This is a genomic window from Trichormus variabilis 0441 (assembly GCF_009856605.1).
GTDB lineage: Bacteria > Cyanobacteriota > Cyanobacteriia > Cyanobacteriales > Nostocaceae > Trichormus > Trichormus variabilis.
The window spans coordinates 4204658-4225629 of the sequence record NZ_CP047242.1; the positions used below are offsets into that span (position 1 = coordinate 4204658).

Consider the following 20972-nt stretch of genomic DNA (forward strand, 5'->3'; position numbering starts at 1 on the left):
TGCGCTACTTGCGATAAAATCAAACTATATTCAGAAATTCTTCATACTGACGCACCTCCCATACCAATTCAATTAATGATTGCAACATATCGTTGGGTGAAGACGCGATGAATCGCGTCTCTACAAATGGTTTATTTGTCGCATTCTTTTGTCAAATTGGTATTACATTTTGGATATTTTTTTATCGGAAAACCCCTAATAATTACCAATTGAAAAACCCCGACGTGTCGGTTTAATACTGGCCAATTTCACCTGAAATTTTACCTTATCACTCATTTCACCGCTTCTCGCCTCCAAAGTCCAGTTACCAGGACGCAGCGACCAAAATAAAGAATTAGCTGACTGGGTATTCAACTTTTCACCGTTGAGCCACCACTCTATAGGTGTAGACTTACTTCCTACTAACTTAAATTCTAATTTTTGTTGTGCTTCTTCACCTGGATACAGTAAGAATAAATCGCCGTCATGAGGAGATAAAATTCTCAGGCTGCTGGTGGTAAACTGCGATCGCTGTTGCTTGGCTAACCACTCGTTATATTCTGGTGGTAAAGTAAACTGAGTGTCCCTTTCGTAGCTAATTTTATCTTCGGGATAGAAATATTCTTGCACTACGGAAGTACAGTCTGGTGTGGGACGTAACCCGGAAACTGCACAGATTGGTAGTTGCAATAAACCTGTTGGGGTGGGAAAACTAGCTGGTTCTTGATGTTCGTGCAGATGTAACATAATCCGATTCCACAAGGGGGCTGCACCCGTGACACCGGAAACTTGGCGCATGGGTTCACCGTTAAAGTTACCTACCCAGGTAGCGACGGTGTAATCAGTGGTAAAGCCGACTGTCCAAGTGTCACGGTAGTTGGAAGATGTACCAGTTTTCACAGCCACAGGGAAGGGTAAGTTTAATACTGAATCTACACCGAAAGCTGTGGCACGAGCATGGCTGTCGCTGAGGATGTTAGTGATTAATTGCCAGATTGTGGGGTTTGGGGGTTGGGTATGGGGGACTGGGGACTGGGAAAGGGTGGTGATTAAGGGGGTGGGTTGTCCTTGTCTTGCTATCGTTAGGTAGGCTTGGGCTAGTTCCCACAAGCTGACTTCACCACTACCAAGGGTTAAACCTAAACCATAGTATTCTGGGGTTTGCTTCAGGTGGACAAATCCCAGTTGATGCAGCCGTTCTAGGAAAGTTGGCACACCCACTTTTTCCAAGACGCGCACGGCTGGTACATTGAGGGAATTGGCTAAGGCGATGCGTACCCGCACTGGCCCAAGGAAGTTTTCCGTATAATCCGTTGGGCTGTAGAGTTGTGCGCCGGGGATGGCGTAATGGGTAGGGACATCTGCCAAAATAGTATTTGGGCGAATTAACCGCTTTTCTAAGGCTAATTCATAGACAAAGGGTTTCAGAGTAGAACCTGGTTGACGTAGGGCTTGAACTCCGTCGTTGCGTCCCAGTTGGGCTTGATTAAAGTAATCCGGTGAACCGACGTAAGCTAAAACTTCCCCAGTGTGGTTATCTATTACTAGTGCGGCTGCGTCATGAACGTTATTGGCAAAAAGAGTAGAAATTACCTGCTGTACTTGTGCTTCGACGAATTGCTGCAAAGGACGATTGATAGTTGTGTGGATAACTGATTGATTTGTGTCAGCAGGACTGGGAGGAATTTGATTAACTAACCAAAATAAAAAATGCGGTGCGGCGATAATTCCTCGCTGGTTGGACTGAAACACAACTTTTTCTGAGGATGTGCGATATGCTATGTCCTTGCTCACATACCCTTCCTGTACCATCCGATTGAGGACGTATTTTTGTCGTTGCTTCAGACGTTCCCAATGTTCGTAAGGGTTAAAGTAGGTGGGATTATTGGGAATGGCGGCTAACAAACTAGCCTGGGCAAGATTTAACTCACTGGCTGGTATGGAAAAATAAGTGCGGGCTGCTGCTTCTACACCATATATATTCCCTCCCATTGGTAGGCGATTAATATATGCAGAGAGGATTTCATCCTTACTCATCCCGGCTGCTAACCGCCACGCTAGCCAAATTTCCTGCATTTTCCCTGACAAGTGGCGGGGGACTGGTTCTAACATCCGCGCTAACTGCATGGTAATTGTGGAAGCGCCGGAAACAATTTTTTTGGCGTGGATGGCTTCTTTGATGGCGCGGACAATTGCTTGCAAATCCAAAGCCCCATGATGGTAAAAGCTACCATCTTCGGCGGCTAAAATTGCTTGGATAAACTGGGGGGAAATCTGATTTAGGGGTACTACTGATGTATGCTCTTGGTCACGGGTGAGTATTGTTCCTAATGGTAGCCCATTGCGATCGCTAAATTGCATTGCTAGTTGATTTTGGGCAATATCTACGGCACGAATCGGCGCAAAATAAGGTGATAAGCGGATTAATAGGCATATTAACAGCACAGCTAGGATCACCTTACTACTGTGCCGCATTCTGGTAAGCGATAGAGATATGAATTGCATCAGGGAGTACCCTGTTTAAGAAACTTGACTTTAATTTTGCCGTGGCGATGATATCTACAACAGTGAATATGTCAATTCCTTAATAATCAATTGCAAAATAATTCATGGTTAAGAATTGTAGTTGTTTTTTGGAATTACTGGTTTTGATTGGTTATCTATGTAGATAAATTTTGATTTTTAAACGCAGCGAAAAGTTCCTCGAAGCCGGGTTTCCCGGCGTAGGAAACTTTTCAAGACAGAGGAGTGCGGTGAACCAGCGTTGTAGGAGGGTTTCCCTCCGTAGACGACTGGTGAACCCGAAGGGAGGTTGGCGCGGAGGTGCGCGGAGTTTAAGAGAGATGGAATGAGACTAGTTGCTGTAATTTTTAATATTAAATTTATCAAAATATGATTATTAGAATCTGTATACGGTGTTTTCTTGTTCTAACCTTGGTGTTAGGAACAGGCGGATGTAATTTTTTTGGTATTAACTCAGCTAGAGAACCATTACCAGCAGTCTCTCCACTCACACCGCCAAAATTACCGGATTGGATTGAACAAATTAGTCCCATCGGACAAGCCCAACCTCTGAACCAAATCCGTATTCGTTTTAAAGAGGCTTTAATACCAGTTGAAAGTTTGGATAGTCCAGAACAACAGCAGTTATTACAAAAGTTTGCCCTTTGGCCGCCATTACCGGGACAGTTTCGCTTTTTGACACCGCGCATGGTGGGTTTTCAAGCTGATAAAGCATTGCCAATAGCCACGAGATTGCAAGTTACTCTTAAAGCAGGCTTAGCAGATTTAAAAAATCATCGTTTAAACAAAGATTTATCCTGGACTTTTAATACTCCATCTATCGATTTAACGAATTTACCTGGTGTGAATCCAATGGAAAAAGCTGATGCTGAACCCATTGATTTGCAACCGAAGTTACAATTTACATCTAATGTAGAACTAGATTTAGCTTCTGTACAAGAACATTTACAGCTAATCCCAGAAGGTAAAAATGAGGGTTTGCACTTCCAGGTAACTTTGAATAAGGAAGAAAATCCTCTAAATAATGAAGAACCTCTCAAGAAATTTGACCCTTCAGCACGTAATTGGATTTATAATCTTAGACCTCAAAAAAATCTGGAAAAAGCCACCAGTTATCGTTTGGTATTTTCTCCGGGAATACGTCCTGCCTATGGCAACCTAGCTACAGAAAAAGAATTTGCTAGTAAGTTATCTACTTATTCACCTTTGGCTTTTCAAAAAATTAACTTTTATGGACAACCAGATGCTGGGGGAACTTATGGAAGATTTATTAAAGGTAGTCCGCAGTTAGAATTTAATAATATTTTGGTAGCCGATTCAGCTAAAGCTAATATTCAAATTAGCCCAGCACCAAAAGATATTTCTAGGCTGTTACAAGTTAATGATGAAGATAGAATTATCGGGATTAATCCTTATGCCTTAGAACCTGCCAAGACTTATACAATTACTATTGGCGAAAATCTCCAGGATAAGTTTGGACAGACTTTAGGTAAACCTGTCTCACTTAAATATGATACTGGAGATTTAGCTGGGGATATCTGGGTTCCCTCAGACTTGAATATTTTCCCTTCAGGTAAAGATTTACGGTTAAATATTAGTACTGTAAATTTACCAGAATCTAAATATAAGGCTGCTTATCGAGTAGTTAAACCAACAGATTTAGTCTATTTTAACTATGGTAATGATTTATTAACGAAACCTGCTGAATGGCAAAGCTTCCAGGTATCAGGTAAGAAAAATCAATCAGTTGATATCACTGTTCCTCTACGAGAAAGAATCAACGCTAAAACGGGAATGTTAGCTTATGGAGTACAAGCCCGTACTAATAAATATCAGGAAAATGGTAAGGATTTGTGGAGAGAACCTACGACTTATGGTTTGGTGGAATTGACTAATTTGGGTGTATTTAGTCAATGGTTTCCTGAATCGGGGTTAATTCGGGTGAATCATTTAACAGATGGTGCGCCAGTAAAAGCGGCTGTTATAGAAATTTATCAATCAAAATTACAAGCAAAATCTCGCCCTGAACCTGTACCTTGTGCGACAGGGAAAACTGATGAAAATGGAACTTTTAGAATTAATCGTGCAGAATTACAGCAATGTACTGCTGGTAGCCAAAATTCAATTAAATCACCAGAATTATTAGTAATTGCCCGTGAAAATGAAGATTGGGCATTTACTAGAACTGATGAATATAGCGGTGTTTATGGATATGGTATTGATGCAGGTTGGCAAGGTAATAAACCTGAATCACGGGGAGTAATCTTTTCAGATAGACAGTTGTATCAACAAGGAGAAAAAGCTTGGTTTACTGGTTTTGCTGACTACTTACAAAATGGTGTAATCCAACAAGATAAAAATGCTGACTACCAAATAACATTGGTAAATCCTGATGGACAAAAGACCAGTTTAGGTACACAAACTACAAATGAGTTTGGGACGTTTTCCTTAGAAATGCCCATCAATAAAACTCAAAGCTTAGGCTACTATACAATTCAAGGTAAAGGTAAGAACGGACAGGAAATTTCTGGAGAATTTCGGGTGGCTGAGTTCAAACCACCTAATTTTAAAGTCGAAGTCAAGTTAGATAAAGAATTTGCTTACATTGGTGATGATGTTGATATTAATGCTTCCAGTAATTATTTATTTGGTGCGCCTGTAGAAGGTGGAGAAGCGAAATATTTTATTACTCGTCAACAAGCTAACTTCATCCCTAAAGGTTGGGAAGAGTTTACTTTTGGTCGCCAATGGTTTTGGCCGGAGGAAACCCCCACCATATCTAGTGATGTGTTGCAAAGTAATTCTCAGTTAAATACGAATGGTAAAAGTAGCCAAACGGTAAAGGTAGCTAAAGATTTACCGTATCCTATGACTTATCGGGTAGATGTACAAGTTGCCGATGTCTCTAATCTTTCGGTAGCTAATTCCCAAAGTTTTACAGCCTTACCAAGTAATCGTTTAATTGGCTTGAAAAGTAATTTTATTGCTGATGCAGGTAAAGCATTTCCTATAGAAGTAGTTGTTACTAAGCCTACAGGAGAAGTAATTGCAGGTCAACGAGTCCGGCTGGAATTGCAACAGATAAAATACAGCAGCGTCACTCAATTGGTAGAAGGTAGCGAAACACCAAAAAACCAAGTTGAATATAAAACAGTTGCCCAAACAGAAATTACATCTACTAGTAATTCGCAATCGGTGAATTTGACCCCAACTGAATCTGGTGCATATCGAATTAGAGTTAATTTTAGTGATGCCAAAAATGAATTAAGTGCCACAGATTCACAAATTTGGGTGACTGGAGGAAACGCAGTCTTTTGGGGTACGCGAGATAAAGATGTTTTAGAAGTTAAGTTAGATAAAAAAGAGTATAAAGCTGGTGAAACTGCTACCGCTTTAATTCAATCTCCCTATGCAGATGCAGAATTATACTTTGCGGTGATTAAAGATAAACCCATTTATCAACAAATTACCAAAGTTCAAGGCAACGCACCACAAATTCAGTTTCAAGTTACGCCAGAAATGCTACCAAATGCAGCCGTTGAAGCTGTGTTAGTTCGACAAGGTAAACCTATTAGTCAGGTAGAAGTAGGAAGTTTAGATAACTTGGTAAAAATTGGCTTTACTCCTTTTAAAGTTAACCTAGAAGATAAGTATTTAAAACTGCAAGTTAAACCAGTCCAAACATCTTTAGAACCTGGTGCAGAAGAAACAATCCAACTGGAATTGAAGGATAATCAAGGCAATCCCACCAAAGGACAGTTTACAGTCATGGTGATAAATGAGGCGGTACTGCAACTTTCTGGTTATCGTCCGCCGAATTTAGTAGATACAGTTTATGCAGAACAGCCAATATCTACCCGCTTTACTGATAACCGTCCAGATGTGATATTACAACCGCAAGATATAGCAAAACCCAAAGGCTGGGGTTACGGCGGTGGTTTCTCCACAGGTGCAGCAAATACTCGCACCCGCACCAACTTTCAACCCTTAGCTTACTACAATGGTTCTGTATTGACCGATGCTAACGGTAACGCACAGATAACCTTCAAATTACCAGATGATTTAACTACGTGGCGTGTGATGGCTGTGGCTACAGATGGAAACCTGCGTTTTGGCAATGGGGACGCGACATTTATCACCACCAAACCCTTACTAACTAATGCCATCTTGCCACAATTTGTCCGTCCAGGCGATCGCATCCTCGCTGGTTTATCCGTCACTAATAACACCGGAAATCGAGGGAATCTCTCAATTAACGGTGAACTTAGCGGGACTGTGAAGTTTAACAGCAAAAATCCCACAACTACTACGTTGCAAACCCAAGCTGAATCTGCAACTCAAGCCTATCGCTTCCCAATGGTGGCGGATAGTGTGGGATTTGGTAAAGTTCGCTTCACCACTCAGCTAAATGGTACAGCCGATGCTTTTGAATTACCTCTGCAAGTAAAACCACTGGAAATCACCGAACAAGTAGTTGAGACTGGTGTCAGCCAAAAACAAATCAAAATTCCCTTAAATGTTGATAAAAATATCTTTCCCGAAGCCGGCGGTTTAGATATTCAATTAGCGAGTACTTTGATTCCCGAAATTAAAGCACCAGCAAAAGAAGTATTAACAGATAATGATTTGCCATTCACAGAACCATCTGCAAGTCAATTAATCATTGCGACAAATTTACAAACTCTTGCCCAAAAATATGGTCAAACATTTGCAGAATTTAATTCTAGCCAACAGGCAAATTTAGCAGTTGAAAAATTGCGAAAACTACAAATCTCTGATGGTGGTTTTGCGGCTTTCCCTGGACAGGAAAAATCAGACCCTTGGGTTTCTAGTTATGCGGCTGAATCTTTAGTAAAAGCTAGTCAAGTCTTCCCCGACTTGGTTGACTCAGGAATGCTATCTCGCCTCAAAACCTATTTGCAAAAAGTTCTGGCAAACCCCGGAGAATATGATTTTTGCAAACAGCAACTATGTAAAAGGCAACTACAACTTAATGCTTTAATAGCCCTAGCAGAACTGGGAGATAAACGCAACACATTTCTAACAGATATTTATGAACAAAGTAACAAATTTGATTTAGTCACTCAAATTAAACTAGCGCGATACTTATCTCAATTCCCCGAATGGCAAGATGAATCTCAGCAATTGCTAAACAAGCTGCAACAAAACATCTATGAAACTGGACGCACAGCAGTTGTGAGTTTACCACCTAGTTGGGGATGGATGAGTTCACCAACCGCAGTACAAGCCCAAGCTTTACGCTTATTTATCGCCCAACAAAGCCAACCAAAACTAATAGATAAATTACTCCAAAGTTTACTTGCATTACGCCGGGATGGAACATGGCAAACTGACTATAACAATGCCCAAGCACTAACAGCCTTAGTAGAATATAGCCAACTACAACCCACACCACCTAATTTTGTCGCCACAGTGCAGTTAGCCGGTAAGAAGTTAGGAGAAAATCGCTTTGCAGGCTATAAAAATCCCAGCCTCCAGCTAAATGTACCGATGAATCAACTACCCCGTGGTCGCCATGATTTAACGCTACAAAAATCGGGTAATGGAACTCTACACTACTTGGTTGCTTATAACTATCGCCTGCAAGGAAATCAACCAGGACGCTTTAACGGCTTAAGCATAACACGAGAAATAAGTCAAGTAAATGCAGAGAAAGTTTTACGAAAAACAGGTATTTACGCCCTCGATCAACCCTTGACTTTAGCTCCCGGACAAGTGTTTGATATTGGTTTAGAAATTATCGCCGATCGCCCGGTAGATCATCTAGTAATTAAAGATCCCCTACCAGCAGCTTTAGAAGCCGTTGACGCGAGTTTCCAAACCACCACCGCCGCATTACAAGCAAAAGCCGATAGTTGGGAACTGGGTTTTAGGAATATTTATAGCGATCGCATTATCGCCTATGCCGACCACCTAGAACCAGGAGTTTACAGCCTCCATTATTTGGTACGTTCTGTTACCCCTGGGACTTTTTCCTGGCCTGGTGCGGAAGTTCACCTGCAATATGCACCAGAAGAATTTGGACGCACTGCGGAAATGAAACTAATAGTAGAGGAGACAGAAAAGTAAATCAGGCGCGTCACTCCTCCACACTCCACTAATTACCTAATTCCTGATACCTCTGCTGAAGATCAATAATTGTAAACACTGCCTCAAACTTCAAACCAACCGACTGATAAAACTCAGCCCCCCCTTGCTGTCTATCCACTAATGAAATGACCTCATCAACAACGTAACCAGCCGCCCTCAGTCGGTCAACTGCTTTCATAGCAGATTGTCCAGTCGTCACCACATCTTCCAAAACCACCACCTTTGCACCCTCTAGTAGATTGGGGCCTTCAATATAAGCCTTAGTCCCATGACCTTTAGCTTCTTTGCGAATAATCAAAGCTGGTATTGGTCGATTTTCATAAGCAGAAACCACACTCACAGCTGTCACAATTGGATCAGCCCCCAGTGTCAAACCAGCTACCGCTTGAGTATCTGGAGGTAACAGAGATAAAAGAATGCGACCAATTGCTAAAGCGCCTTGGGGGTGCAATGTTACCTGTTTGCCATTTATATAGTATGAGCTAGGCTGTCCAGACGAGAGAACAAAATCACCCTCTTTATAAGCAAGTTGACAAAGTAAATCCAGCAGTTTTTGGCGCAGAGTAGATACATCAGCAGTGGCTGCCCAAATATCTGACTGGGTAAGGCTTTCAGTAGAATACGTCATTACAAAACAGTAAAAGTTGTGCTACACCAAAGGTTGAACTCATGGGAGTTCTGAAATTAAGCATAAATGAAGATTTGCCTAAAAATTGAGGAGTAAAAAAGATGGGTATAAAATTTAGACCCCTCAGTGGTTTTTTAGTGCTATTAGCTACGGCTATAGCCTTTCCTGCTGTAGCGACTGCCGAAACAGCAGCCCCCAACTATGAAAGCACAAATGATGTATTTGAGCGAGCTTATTTTCGTCACGATCGCAACTTCTACGAAAATCTTACCCCCAAACGCCAGTTAGACGCATTTTTGGGTTCTGGTTCTGGTTTTCGCAATTCCTTCCCAGAAAATGAAATCGCCCGCGATGCCGAATTAGTTAACACACTCTACCGGGATGTCCTCACCCAACAATCAATGAATGATCCCTATCTGCGGACACCGGATTTACCTAACCCTTACGGTACATCGTTACTCATGTCCCCGCAAATGAACGCCAACAAGTTGAGGATGGGGACGGAATTCCGCTTTGAAACGGCACTACCCCGATAATCCGCCAGAGTTCATAACTAATAGTTAAAAGTCAGCCCTTATTGACTTTTGACTATTGACTTTTAACAAAATCCAGGGTGCAGGAGTTGAACCTGCCTTGGGCGAATTATGAGTTCGCTGCCTCAACCGCTCGGCCAACCCTGGTTAAGTTCCAATTGTATCCTAGAGTGTCAAGCTTGTGTACCTTCTAAGATAATTTATCAGATTTTTATACTACATAATCTAATTATGGAATAGTGGGGACTATCATTAATTGAGTTATGTTAAGCATTGAGCTATACAGCTTCAACACTCTTAACATAGACCAGCTAATATAGACCAGCATTCTTCTGCAATCGCTTGTCAGCAATGAGAATAAATTCTACTGTACTTCTTACTTTGATTTTGTTATTCCTAATGTTAGGAGCAGGCTCTGTGAGCGCATTTTTGGGATTTGACTTAGGAAGTTCCGCCCTCAAAGGCGTGACAACCCCAGATGGCCGCCCCACCAGCAAGTTTGCGAGTAGTAAAGCAAATAACTCCCAAGCAGGCGCTACAACCTTCTTAAAAGAAGAAGAAATATTAAAAATTGTTAAGTCCCGTATCGAAGGCAAATCTAAAGTTGCTAAATCCGAAAAACTAGATGAAGACGAAGAGGATATCAACGGCAAGAAGCAGAAGCCAGAAGAAAAACCCCCGGAAGTCGTAACGGAAAAACTCCAACCAGGTTTTCCCGTTAGTGCCGAAAATCAAGGCGTATCCTTATCGGTACAATCTGCCCGTTACTCCGGCGGTGATTTACTGCTAAAAGTGAAAATGCAGAACAAAGGCGCTGATTCTATCCGCTTTTTGTATAGCTTTTTAGATGTTACCGACGACAAAGGTAGAACTCTTAGCGCTAGCACAGAAGGTTTGCCAGCAGATTTACCCGCCAACGGCCCCGCGTTTACTGGTACAATTAGCATCCCTACGGCTTTACTTGATGATGTTAAAAAAGTATCTCTTGCTCTTACAGATTATCCCGATCAAAAACTAAAGCTAGAAGTCACAAATATTCCTGTAGATAAATAGGGACTAGGGACTAGGAAGCAGGGGATAAATTCCATCCCCAGTCCCCAATCCCCAGTCCCCAATCCCCAGTCCCCAGTACCCAATCCCCGATAGCCAACCCCCAGCATCATAAATTTTGCAAAAACTTTGGCGGTGAATGAATTTTCTAATTTGAACTTGACAGATGTGGGGCTGCGGTTGCTATCAGTACTGCTGCTGATTGTGATTAATGCTTTTTTTGTCACAGCAGAGTTTTCCATAGTTACTGTGAGGCGATCGCGCATTCATCAGTTAGTTCAATCTGGGGATATTCAGGCGATCGCCGTGGAGTCACTCCAGCGCAACATTGATCGAGTATTATCAACAACCCAATTGGGCATCACCCTCTCTAGTTTAGCCGTGGGTTGGATTGGTGAAAGTTCGATTGCTGTAGTTATGCGTTGGTGGATCAAATCCTGGCCGTTACCCGCCAATGTGAATAATTTTGTCGCTCATTCTCTGTCAATTCCCATCGCCTTTTTCTTGATTGCCTATCTACAAATTGTTTTAGGTGAACTGTGTCCCAAATCAGTCGCTATGCTGTACTCAGAACAGCTAGCACGTTTTTTGGGACCCGCAGTAAAAGCGATCGTGCGTTTTTTCCGCCCCTTTATCTGGATTCTCAACCAATCCACCAGTTACCTACTGCGGCTATTTGGCGTTGAATATACAGGGCAAAGCTGGCGACCACCGGTAACACCAGAAGAATTACAGTTAATCATCTCTACAGAAAGAGAATCAACTGGTTTACAAACGGCAGAAAGAGAACTGCTGAATAACATCTTTGAGTTTGGTGATGTCACAGCACAAGATGTGATGATTCCCCGCAATGGCATTATCGCCCTATCCAAAGATGCTAACTTCCAAAGCCTACTCCAACAGATGACAGCTACCGGACACTCGCGTTACCCCGTGATTGGCGAATCCTTAGATGATATTCGCGGGATTGTCTATTTTAGAGATTTAGCCAACCCCCTAGCAGTCGGCAAGTTATCTCTAGAAACACAAATTCAACCTTGGATGCGTCCAGCGCGATTTGTACCCGAACATACCCCCCTCAGTGAACTATTACCTATGATGCAGCAAGAAAAGCCAGCAATGGTCATAGTAGTGGACGAGTTTGGCGGTACTGTGGGTCTAGTAACAATTCAAGATGTCATTGCGGAAATTATTGGCAATGCTGGTGAAACCTCAAGCAGCGAAGACTTGCTGATTCAGATGTTAGACCAGGAGACATTTTTAGTGCAAGCCCAGGTCAACTTAGAAGACCTAAACGAAGTCCTACACCTGAATTTACCCTTAACAAAACAATATCAGACCCTAGCTGGCTTCTTGCTTTATCAATTGCAAAAAATGCCCATAAAAGGCGAAATCTTCTGCTACGACAACATCGAATTTACAATAGTCTCCGTTGACGGGCCGAGGCTGCATCAGATTCAACTGCGACGCTTGGGTTAGGGATCAGGGACTTTTCTTAGCTGGGGACTGGGGACTGGGTGAAAAGTCTTGTTGTGTCTAGGTTGTATCATCTATTGATGTCCTAACACTACTGGCAACAGCTACATAAGCTAGTCCCGATAAAACAGGTTTCACAGCCATTCCCTACACCCTTATACCCTTATACCCTTATACCCTTATACCCCTATATCCTTATACCCCTATACCCCTTTCAAGTAAGGAAGCGGATCTTCTAAACCTAATTCTGCAAAAGCTGCTAGGCGTAAGCGGCAAGAATCACAGACACCGCAGGCAACATCACCACCGTTATAACATGACCAAGTTAAGTTCCAGGGAACGCCTAATTGGTTGCCTAGTTGAATGATTGCGGTTTTTTTCAAATTAATCAGGGGAGCAACAATATTGATGGGTTGACCCTCCCGCCCTTGTTTGGTTCCCAGGCGGAAAACTTCCTGCATCGCCTCGATATAATCAGGACGACAGTCAGGATATCCTGAATAATCTAGCGCATTGACTCCAATGTAAACTCTTTCTGCGGCGATCGCCTCAGCATAAGCCAAAGCAAAACTTAAAAAAATTGTATTTCGTGCTGGTACGTAGGTAACAGGAATATTTTGTGACATTGCATCTACAGAGCGTTCTTGCGGTAAATCGATCTTGTCATCGGTTAATGCTGAACCACCCCAAAGGCGTAGGTCAAAATTGACAACTTGATGTTGTACTATTCCTGCGGTCTGCGCCACCAAAAAAGCTGAGTGCAGTTCTCGTCGATGTCGCTGCTGATAATCAAAAGAAATAGAATAACATTCACAACCATCGGCTTTTGCTTGGTACAAAATTGTGGAAGAGTCTAATCCCCCAGATAATAAAATGACAGCTTTCATTTAAGTTCCAAATTTTGGATAGTTAATTACTCGATCACCATGCTAGTAGTTCACCAACCCAAAATCGCTAGCTAATCTTGTCTTAACTCCTCACTCTCCCAGGACTTACGCAACTGGCACAATAGTAGGGTGCATCAGATGTAGAAAATTCCTGAATTTGTACGAACTTATTGGGTCTGGTCACCCTACAGTTAGTTTGATTATGACGCTTGCGTAAGCCCTCTCTCCATTTCTCTGTCTCGATAAAAATAGAAGAATAAATCTGTAAATAATGACAATTATTATGCAAGAATTATCTGAGTCAATTTGTTCAGATAATTTTCCATAAATATTTTTTTTATTTGTTCATCTCCGTGTATTATTTATATTAATTAGTGATTTTACTAACAATAAAATTATTGATTACTCATCTAGCTACTTGATTACCTACAAAAGATTGAGAAGATAACTACTTAGAGTATACATGAGTGATTATGCGTAAATAAAAATACATAAGTCCCGTTTTGAAAAACACACACAAGCCAGCAGTCTAGAAATATCTCGACAAAAGATAGCTAGATTACGGGAACTGATTACAAACTTTGAAATTCTTCATAAACAAGGCCTCTATGTTACCATCTGGATGGTTTTAGACGGATCATAACTGGCTGTACTGGCTGTTTAGTATAAAAGCCAACGGCCATAGCGTCTCTAAGTTTGGTGGTTGAGGAGAGAACAATAGTGCAAAATAGCATGTCAGTGGCAGAACCAAATTCACATACACAGCGTAACCAGCCACGACCGATTCGCGTAGGCGTAATCGGCGTAGGTAACATGGGACAACATCACACCCGTGTACTCAGTTCAATGAAAGATGTTGAACTGGTCGGTGTTTCCGACATCAACGTCGAACGAGGCCTAGAAACCGCTAGTAAATACAAGGTGCGGTTTTTTGAAGATTACTGTGACCTGCTTCCTCATGTAGAAGCCGTGTGCATAGCCGTTCCCACTCGCTTACACTACGCTGTAGGCATCAACTGTTTGTTAGCGGGAATTCACGTTTTAATTGAAAAGCCGATCGCTGCTAGTATTTCTGAAGCAGAATCCCTTGTCAATGCTGCCGCCGAGTCTCAATGTATCCTCCAAGTTGGGCATATTGAGCGCTTCAACCCAGCTTTTAGAGAACTGAGCAAAGTGATGAAAACTGAAGAAGTTCTCGCACTAGAAGCTCACCGTATGAGTCCTTACTCAGACCGCGCCAATGATGTTTCAGTGGTACTGGATTTAATGATCCATGACATTGATTTACTGCTAGAATTAGCTGCCTCACCAGTAACAAAATTAACTGCCAGTGGAACCCGCGCCTTAGACTCTGGTTATTTGGATTATGTGACTGCAACTCTAGGGTTTGCTAATGGGATTGTGGCAACTCTAACTGCCAGCAAAGTAACTCACCGAAAAATCCGTCGCATAGTTGCCCATTGTAAAAACTCTTTCACTGAAGCAGATTTTCTCAAAAACGAAATTTTGATACACCGTCAAACTTCTGCTAGCCCGGTCAATGACCATCGCCATTACAGGCAAGATGGTTTAATCGAGAAAGTTTATACTACTAACATTCAACCTTTGAGCGCAGAACTTGAGCATTTTGTCAACTGTGTACACGGTGGGAATCAACCTTCTGTGGGTGGTGAACAAGCCCTTAAAGCTCTCAGATTAGCAAGTTTAATTGAGCAAATGGCTCTAGAAGAAAGGGTATGGAACCCGTTAGACTGGCAATCAGAATCAAGAGTACAATCACTGACTCAAAGCGTATAGATGAGGCAAGAGAGCAGAGGCAAATACTTAGTCTAAGTCTTTCCCCCTCTGCTTTTTAAGTGCATATAAGCCTAAACTATAGAATCATGCTGTTGACGCGGCTAAAAAAATTAAAACTTCAATTCCCAAACTGCTAGAATGCTCGACTCATGGTTATAACCCTTGAGCAAAAATCATGGCAGGAATCACAAGTCGATAATCCTACATATTGACCAGGTAACTGTTAGCGGTTCTTAAGCATGGGGAAAAGCCTACACCTGTTAGTACGCTCTCACTCCCCAAACCCTTATTTGTTGCCTCAGGAAGCGAAAATTATTAAGTTTTACTAAAACTAGAGTTAGACTTAGCAACGAAAATATTACAACAGTCCCAAAAAATGTCATCCGACTGGATAAAAAATATTATTGAATCTCTAGGTTATTGGGGAATTGGTCTTTTAATGTTTGTGGAGAATCTGTTTCCGCCAATTCCTTCAGAATTAATCATGCCACTAGCAGGTTACACAGCCAACTTGCCAGGTTCAAAGCTGAACATTGTAGGTGTATTTATTGCTGGACTTTTAGGTTCTACAATTGGCGCACTTATCTGGTATTATCCAGGGAAGTTTTTGGGTGAACAGCGTTTACGATATTTAGCAGATAAATATGGCAAGTGGATTAGTGTATCTAGCCAAGATATAACCAAAGCAAAGCGCTGGTTTGACTCTCAAGGTAACAAGGCGGTTTTTATTGGTCGCTTAATTCCGGGAGTTCGGACTTTAATTTCCGTACCAGCAGGCATTAGCAATATGCCTTTGCTACCTTTTCTATTTTATACAACTTTAGGTAGCGCTGCTTGGGTTGGTTTGTTAACATACTCAGGATATCTTTTAGGTAGTCAGTATGAACTTGTGGATAAGTACCTTGCCCCTGTATCCAAAATTGTACTAGGGGCTTTAGTTCTGGTGTTTGTAGTCTGGGTACTCAAACGTAAGCGTAGAAACACCAGAATTTGAAGCAAAGTTCTTTTTTGTTTACAACTGGGGGTTACATCTGGTAAAAATTCGCCTACACTATGCCAAATAATGCTGAAGAAAGCGATCGCCTAAATTTTACTAAAATTTTAAAATTTGGCGTATTTATAGCTACACTTGACGAAACTCGGAAATTCTGGTATCCCCCATGTTTGTACGACGGGCATGATAACTTTTTACAGGTAAGTAAGCACGAGGAATTTTATGACAGACCAACCTTCCGCCGCTACCCCAATGAATGCTGCTGCCATCCCTTTAAACAGAGTGTCAGCATCTACCCCAATCAATGCAGCTCCAGCCAACAACAAGCCCAATAATGGTTCGAGCAAATCAATTCTCAGTGTTGACTTAGGCAGAACTTCCACAAAAACCTGTGTCAGCCGCGAACCCAATAACGTTGTGTTCGTACCCGCCAACGTCAAGCAAATGTCAATAGAACAAGTACGCGGGGGCGTTTTTGAAGCCCGTGCTACCGACCCGTTAATGGATTTGTGGTTGGAATATCAAGGCAAAGGCTATGCCGTTGGTCAATTAGCAGCAGACTTTGGGGCTAATTTGGGAGTAGGTCAATCTAAAGTAGAAGATGCACTAATTAAGGTACTGGCTAGTGCTGGCTACTTCAAACTCAAAGATGAAATTTCTGTTGTACTTGGTCTACCTTTTCTCTCGTTGGAACAATTTGAACGGGAAAAAGCACAGTTAACTAGCCAAGTCACCGGGCCTCATGTTCTCAACTTTCGAGGTGAATCTGTATCTTTGAATATCACCAAAGTTTGGGTCATGCCAGAAGGCTATGGTAGTCTTCTCTGGTCGGAAGCTCAACCTAAAAAAGGTGGTGCTAGTCCCGATTTTACAAAAATCTCCACAGCAATTGTTGATATTGGGCATCAAACTATTGATTTATTGATGGTCGATAATTTCCGCTTTGCACGCGGTGCTTCTAAGAGTGAAGATTTTGGCATGAACAAGTTCTATGAACTAGTAGCTGCCGAAATTGATGGTGCAGATAGTCAGTCTTTAGCCTTAATCTCTGCTGTTAACAAACCCAAAGGCGAACGCTTTTATCGTCCTAAAGGTGCTAGTAAACCAACCAACCTAGATGATTCTCTGCCCAACTTGATAGAGCAATTCTCTAGAGAAATTTGCAGTCGTGTGTTGGCTTGGTTGCCAGAACGTGTCACCGATGTGATTATCACAGGTGGTGGTGGGGAATTCTTCTGGGAAGATGTACAACGTCTACTTAAGGATGCTCAGATTAGCGCCCACTTAGCTGCTCCTTCTAGACAAGCGAACGCCTTGGGGCAGTATATTTATGGAGAGGCCCAATTATCCTCCAATCGTGCTGCTAGGGCTTAAAACGAATGTTCCAATGGTCAAAAAAAGTAGTTAAATCGGTTACGTTCAACCCAGAGGTCGCTGATGAAAGCTTGTTGGCGGTTGTAGAAAACTATCTAGAAAAACAACCGGAGAAGACCTTTAGCGACCTCTGCAAAGAAGCTTTGTGGCAAGCTCTATGCGTACCGGAATCTGTAAAACCAGCTCTCAGAACAACTACCACAGAGCCGGTTGAACAAAAAATCGATGAACTGCAACGTCAACTAGCTGACCTTGAGGAACGTTTTTTTGCCAAGGAATCTAATCGATTGGAATCGCTTGAGCGCCAGATTTTGCAGTTGACGCAACAACTGGCGCATCTCGCAATTATGGTGACAGAGCGACCTGTGGTTTACTCTCCACCCCAATCAGCACCAGCAGCAGATGTAGTAAACCCTCCTAATTATGCTGTTGAGTCAACAGAAGAAGTTGACCCGGTTATCAGTCGCTTAAGTCAATATCTAGATGATTTTTAACAGAAAACCATAATTGTCAGCCATTTATAAACTACGGCTATCAGTCCTTAATAGTATTCTATTAAGGATTATTAATATTTATTATCAGATTTAGAAACGTTGCACTGCAATGTCTGTACATACTGCATTCTGACCCATATGGTCTGCCTCTTTTGTTACTTGGGTGACTGTACAAATGCTAGAATCCTCAGGTGTAGACAGAGGATAATCTAATGCCAGTTATAGCTAGCTCTATCAAATTTGGTACAGACGGCTGGCGGGGTGTGATTGGTGATGAGTTCACCTTTGAACGCCTAGCTTTGGTTGCGCCAGTTGCCGCAAAAGTATTATATGATACTTATTACTCGACGGTGGGTAGCCGGACTATTATCGTCGGTTACGATCGCCGATTTATGGCAGAAGATTTTGCCCGTGCTGTCGCCGATGCTGTCACATCCGTGGGATTTGACGTTTTGCTCAGTGAAGGCTATGCACCAACCCCTGCGTTTAGTTGGGCGGCAAAACAACTCAATGCTTTGGGGGCGCTAGTTATTACAGCTAGTCATAATCCAGGGGCTTATTTAGGATTAAAAGTTAAAGGTTATTTTGGTGGTTCGGTATCGCCAGAAGTCACAAAAGATATAGAAGCATTATTATCAACAGGAGTACCACCCGCCGCCACTCCTGGCAAGTTAGAAACATTTGACCCTTGGCCTAGTTATACTCAGGGTTTAGAAGGCAAAGTTGATATTGCTAAAATTCGCAAAGCGATCGCCTCTGGTGAACTGACGGTGTTTGCTGATGTAATGCACGGCGCAGCAGCAACAGGCTTGGGGCGATTATTGGGCGAACGGGTACAGGAAATAAATAGCGATCGCGATCCTTTATTTGGTGGTGGTGCGCCGGAACCCTTACCCAAATACCTTTCCCTGTTATTTGAGACTATCCGCAAGCACCGAGAAACAAATCCATCAAGTTTATCTGTAGGGTTAGTGTTTGATGGTGACTGCGATCGCATCGCCGCCGTAGATGGAAACGCTAACTTTTTAAGTTCCCAAATTTTAATCCCCATCCTCATTGATCACTTGACTCAAAGACGCAACTTTACAGGGGAAATTGTCAAAACTGTCAGTGGTTCTGATTTAATTCCCAAAGTAGCCGCCCTACATAACTTGGCAATATTTGAAACAGCTGTTGGTTATAAATACATTGCTGACAGAATGTTAGCTGCGCCAGTGCTGTTAGGTGGTGAAGAATCGGGGGGAATTGGTTACGGTAGCCACATACCAGAACGGGACGCTTTATTATCAGCATTGTATGTCTTAGAGGCGATCGTTGAATCTGGGTTAGATTTAGGTGATTATTACCGTCAATTGCAAGAGCAAACAGGTTTTTCCTCTGCTTACGATCGCATCGATTTACCCTTGGCTAGTATGGATGTTAGAGCGCGTCTTTTACAACAACTACAAAGCCAGCCCTTAACTGAAATTGCAGGTAAAGCAGTAATTGACTGCAACACCACCGACGGCTATAAATTCCGCCTGGCAGATAATAGCTGGTTAATGATTCGCTTTAGTGGGACAGAACCAGTATTACGCCTTTACTGCGAAGCCTCTACCCTAGAACAAGTCCATCAAACTCTTGCTTGGGCAAAACACTGGGCAGAGTAAGATTTAGCTAATAGTCAATAGTTAATAGTCCATAGTCCAAAAGCTCTATTAACTGTTGACTGTTGACCACTGACCGTTGACTATTGACCAATGACTAAAATCCTCGTAGTAGCTACAAGTAACTCAGGTAAGTTGCGGGAAATGCAGGCTTATCTGGCAAATACCGACTGGAAATTAACTCTGAAGCCGCCAGAATTAGACGTTGAAGAGACAGGTGATACCTTTGCTGCCAATGCTTGTCTCAAAGCCTCTGAGGTTGCTAAAGCTACAGGAAACTGGGCGATCGCTGATGACTCTGGTTTACAAGTCGATGCCCTCAATGGCGTTCCTGGGGTATATTCTGCCCGTTATGGCAAAACCGATTCAGAGAGAATTTCTCGGTTACTAAAAGAATTAGATGGCGAAGTTAACCGAAAAGCGCAGTTTGTATGTGTCGTGGCGATCGCCTCTCCTGATGGAGCGATCACCCTGCAAGCAGAAGGTATTTGTCGTGGCGAAATTCTCCATGCACCCCGTGGTAGCGGTGGTTTCGGATATGATCCGATTTTTTATGTTACCGAAAAGCAGTTAACTTTTGCCGAGATGACACCAGAATTGAAGAAATCTGTCAGCCATCGAGGAAAAGCTTTTGCGGCTTTACTCCCTAAAATGGCAACAGTGCTGAGTTCAAGTTCTGAATAAAATATAGACTTACCATAATGGGATGGTAAGCCTAAAATAGTCGAATAGAAAATGTTTGTGGTTACTTATAAATCTAACGCTCAGCTTGAGCCTTGCTGCACCATTAAGTAGCTAGACATGATTAAATATAAAACGCTTAACGGAGTAATTAGCTTTGTTAGCCCGATTTTCAATAGCATGAATGAGAGCGAGTGCTAATTCATATTCATCATCAAAAATTTGTGAAGAAAGCTCATCGCGTTTGAGGTGCAACCACTCATCTTCAATACGGTTCATTTGAGGTGAGTATGGTGGCAAGAAAAAAATGTACAACCCTTGTTGTTGCCAACGTTGCCAGTGTTGTTGAACTTTTTTGCTACGATGAAATGATGCTCCATCCTGAATAATGACAGTTATCTGACCCGTTTGTTGAAGACGCTGTTGAGCTAAATGTGCCTGCCATTCAAGCAGTTGCAAGTAACGTTCGCTATTGAAACCACCGACTACAGCACCATATTCAAACGAGCGCTGCGGTTCCCAAAAACCAAGAACACTAATTATTCTGCCTCTTCTACGGGGTTGATTAATTGATTTTTGTTCGCCACGTTTGGAATAAGAATAATTGAGCGAACTTGTTCGTTCAAACCCAGATTCATCAAGATATTTTAAACAAATTAATCCATTACTAGCCCACTGGCATAACATCAACCAATCAGCACGTTTGCCATCTTGGAATGATGTTGATTTTGGCATCGGTGGTTTATGCCTTAACCGTTTCCAGGCATAATCTTTTTTTTAGAATTCGGCCCACTTGTCT

Annotated in this window: 14 protein-coding genes and 1 tRNA gene; 10 read left to right on the top strand and 5 right to left on the bottom strand. The window is 42.2% G+C overall.

What is annotated here, in order from left to right:
* Positions 1–195: 195 nt before the first annotated feature.
* Positions 196–2484 (bottom strand): penicillin-binding protein 1C, encoded by a 2289-nt coding sequence (pbpC, locus tag GSQ19_RS17120; protein WP_011319140.1) that lies wholly within the window; start codon positions 2482–2484, stop codon positions 196–198.
* Positions 2485–2871: 387 nt separating this feature from the next.
* Between pbpC and GSQ19_RS17125 the strand changes: the two genes are divergently transcribed.
* On the top strand, positions 2872–8592 hold the full coding sequence (locus GSQ19_RS17125) for an alpha-2-macroglobulin family protein (protein WP_011319141.1): 5721 nt from the start codon (positions 2872–2874) through the stop codon (positions 8590–8592).
* A gap of 28 nt (positions 8593–8620) precedes the next feature.
* Here the strand turns inward: GSQ19_RS17125 and pyrE are convergent, their stop codons facing one another.
* Positions 8621–9241, bottom strand: a complete 621-nt coding sequence (pyrE, locus tag GSQ19_RS17130) for an orotate phosphoribosyltransferase (protein ID WP_011319142.1) — start codon at positions 9239–9241, stop codon at positions 8621–8623.
* Positions 9242–9342: 101 nt separating this feature from the next.
* On the opposite strand from pyrE, the gene GSQ19_RS17135 reads away from it, so the two are divergent.
* Positions 9343–9777 (top strand): hypothetical protein, encoded by a 435-nt coding sequence (locus GSQ19_RS17135; protein ID WP_011319143.1) that lies wholly within the window; start codon positions 9343–9345, stop codon positions 9775–9777.
* A gap of 71 nt (positions 9778–9848) precedes the next feature.
* Here GSQ19_RS17135 and GSQ19_RS17140 read toward each other — a convergent pair.
* Positions 9849–9921: transfer RNA gene (locus tag GSQ19_RS17140), tRNA-Ile, on the bottom strand.
* 204 nt (positions 9922–10125) lie between these two features.
* Between GSQ19_RS17140 and GSQ19_RS17145 the strand changes: the two genes are divergently transcribed.
* A complete protein-coding gene (locus GSQ19_RS17145; RefSeq protein ID WP_011319144.1) occupies positions 10126–10827 on the top strand; it encodes a hypothetical protein in 702 nt (233 codons plus the stop codon).
* Between the two features lie 132 nt (positions 10828–10959).
* Positions 10960–12303 (top strand): hemolysin family protein, encoded by a 1344-nt coding sequence (locus GSQ19_RS17150; protein ID WP_228119680.1) that lies wholly within the window; start codon positions 10960–10962, stop codon positions 12301–12303.
* 200 nt (positions 12304–12503) lie between these two features.
* On the opposite strand, the gene queC is transcribed toward GSQ19_RS17150, so the two are convergent.
* Positions 12504–13187 carry a 7-cyano-7-deazaguanine synthase QueC gene (gene queC, locus GSQ19_RS17155; RefSeq protein ID WP_011319146.1) on the bottom strand — a complete coding sequence of 228 codons (684 nt, stop codon included), beginning with the start codon at positions 13185–13187 and terminating at the stop codon, positions 12504–12506.
* A gap of 720 nt (positions 13188–13907) precedes the next feature.
* Between queC and GSQ19_RS17160 the strand changes: the two genes are divergently transcribed.
* The 6 genes from GSQ19_RS17160 (at position 13908) to rdgB (ending at position 20176) form a co-directional block, all read left to right on the top strand.
* Positions 13908–14984 carry a Gfo/Idh/MocA family protein gene (locus tag GSQ19_RS17160; protein WP_041456208.1) on the top strand — a complete coding sequence of 359 codons (1077 nt, stop codon included), beginning with the start codon at positions 13908–13910 and terminating at the stop codon, positions 14982–14984.
* 376 nt (positions 14985–15360) lie between these two features.
* Positions 15361–15978, top strand: a complete 618-nt coding sequence (locus tag GSQ19_RS17165; protein ID WP_011319148.1) for a DedA family protein — start codon at positions 15361–15363, stop codon at positions 15976–15978.
* Positions 15979–16200: 222 nt separating this feature from the next.
* Positions 16201–17352, top strand: a complete 1152-nt coding sequence (gene fcmB, locus GSQ19_RS17170; RefSeq protein WP_011319149.1) for a filament morphology actin-like protein FcmB — start codon at positions 16201–16203, stop codon at positions 17350–17352.
* 5 nt (positions 17353–17357) lie between these two features.
* Positions 17358–17846, top strand: a complete 489-nt coding sequence (gene fcmC / locus GSQ19_RS17175; RefSeq protein ID WP_011319150.1) for a filament morphology membrane protein FcmC — start codon at positions 17358–17360, stop codon at positions 17844–17846.
* A gap of 212 nt (positions 17847–18058) precedes the next feature.
* A complete protein-coding gene (locus GSQ19_RS17180) occupies positions 18059–19495 on the top strand; it encodes a phosphoglucomutase/phosphomannomutase family protein (protein ID WP_011319151.1) in 1437 nt (478 codons plus the stop codon).
* 90 nt (positions 19496–19585) lie between these two features.
* Entirely contained in the window at positions 19586–20176 is a 591-nt protein-coding gene (gene rdgB / locus GSQ19_RS17185; RefSeq protein ID WP_011319152.1) for an RdgB/HAM1 family non-canonical purine NTP pyrophosphatase, read from the top strand.
* 111 nt (positions 20177–20287) lie between these two features.
* Here rdgB and GSQ19_RS17190 read toward each other — a convergent pair whose 3' ends face one another.
* Positions 20288–20908, bottom strand: coding sequence for a transposase (locus tag GSQ19_RS17190; protein WP_011319153.1), 621 nt, complete (start codon positions 20906–20908; stop codon positions 20288–20290).
* Positions 20909–20972 lie beyond the last annotated feature (64 nt).